The following is a 1,628-nucleotide window of genomic DNA, read 5'->3' as shown; positions in this document are numbered from 1 at the left end:
AGAAACGCATTCACCCCTCGATACGGTCGGTTGGACGTTGCGTTGCTCGGGAGAGCTTGGAGTTGATGCCAGGGCTTCTTCCAAGGTACAACGCCTCGCTCAAGTGCTTCGATGATCGTCTTGGTGACGTTCTCGTAAATGACGGTACTCATCCGAGCACCTCAGGTTTGTTTATGTTCATGCTGATCCTCGGCGATCAAGTCGCCTGAATCATAATCATCTTATTATCATTTACTACTCAATTAATCATCTAATCATGCAAGTCAGACCTTCACGCAAGATTATCTATTTTGCCAGCATCTTTTTGAATTTAGTCGAAATACTCTAGTAAATATGTGTAACGACTAGTTCATAAATATCAGTAAGTGTCGTTGTCGGAAGTACTCTCACAAATAAATCAGCTTCAGTTCTATTTGGTGGTTCAAATTGAGTTTTTTGAGAGACCCTTGTTTTTGAGACCGAGTGACGATGTTTAGTTTCTTGATTTTCAGTCCAACGTTTAACCCTTATACTTGCGGGTGTGTCTAGGTATAAAATGACAAATATCGCTTCTTTTTCCTTTGCGAGTCCCTGAAGTGTCCTGCGATAGGCTCTCGTATCCCCGAGATTATCAAAGAGGACGACAGATTGAGGGAGAAGAAATTTGGAAATATGCTGATGCGCAATCTTGGTGACCTGCTCCCATGACTGCCATGATCCATTCTCTTCGGACTGTTTTACCCACAAGTCATCATAAGAGACAATCGTTGCCTTGAGACTCTCCTTTAACGCTGTACACAAAAAAGTCTTTCCGGAAAATGGCAATCCAGAAAGACAGATGAGTACAGGTGAAGCGGATCTATTCATGCAAACAGCATAGACAATATCTCCGCAGTAGACAACTTACTTGTCTTTTCTGAACTTGGGTGGAATAAATCCAGCCTTGGTTGGTCCTGGTCCTTTGCCTGGCCCTTCAGGCTTAGCAACCTGATGGCGGTCTCGGTTGCCTTTCCAGGAACCCGTGCTTTGCTTCTTTTTATCGTGGGACATATGCGTATTCTCGTGACCAGTCATGGTCACGATTATTTGACGCACAAACCAAAACATGAGTTCCATCATCTCTTATATAGCGTCGATAAGGAAAGATAGAATTTTTTACCAGTCTTTAACTTGATCCTGAGCAACTACTCGCCTTTCTCCGTGTGGCGCATGGCTTGCATGGATACGTCTCTAATTTCTCTTTCAAATGAATCTTGAGACAATACATTTATGGCCAACTGCTACATCTGCGGGAGACCGCTCAACGAGTCACGCTATCGACTGCGTCGCCACGTAAAGACTGGCGAGTGGATTCGGAGTGACTATCGCACCGGAAGAATCTCCACGGTTCAAAGGCGATTCGGAACGAGAATCGTCTGCAAAGGGTGCGCCAAGCGGATTGATGCACGGGATTTCAGAAGTGCAAAGTGGCAGTGGATTCAGCTAGGAATCGCTCTGATGGTGGTACTTGTTCTCATCCTTCTTCCTATCATTTGACCAATGAAATTCTCGTACGGAGGTTCGAGCTTCGTCCAAGCAGGCCAGCCAACCTGGATTTTTACCAAAATAGTCGTCCGCTTTCGCCCTCTCAGAGCCAATTGCTCGGGGTT

At 45.2% G+C, this 1,628-nt stretch carries 2 protein-coding genes; both read right to left on the bottom strand.

What is annotated here, in order from left to right:
* Nucleotides 1-152, bottom strand: a 152-nt coding sequence (locus QUB12_RS37760) for an ArdC-like ssDNA-binding domain-containing protein (protein WP_445300703.1), incomplete at its 3' end; no start/stop codon positions are given.
* A 172-nt stretch (nucleotides 153-324) separates the two neighbouring features.
* Nucleotides 325-846, bottom strand: a complete 522-nt coding sequence (locus QUB12_RS37755; protein ID WP_445300702.1) for an AAA family ATPase — start codon at nucleotides 844-846, stop codon at nucleotides 325-327.
* Nucleotides 847-1,628 lie beyond the last annotated feature (782 nt).

The sequence above is a fragment of the Microcoleus sp. B7-D4 genome, assembly GCF_036705125.1.
In the GTDB taxonomy this organism is placed as follows: Bacteria; Cyanobacteriota; Cyanobacteriia; order Cyanobacteriales; family Microcoleaceae; genus Microcoleus.
This window is presented reverse-complemented; position numbering and strand designations above follow the sequence as displayed.

Bases quoted from the DNA above. Each gene is read 5' to 3' on its own strand.
- QUB12_RS37755 (WP_445300702.1), bottom strand. From the start codon at position 846: ATGAATAGATCCGCTTCACCTGTACTCATCTGTCTTTCTGGATTGCCA.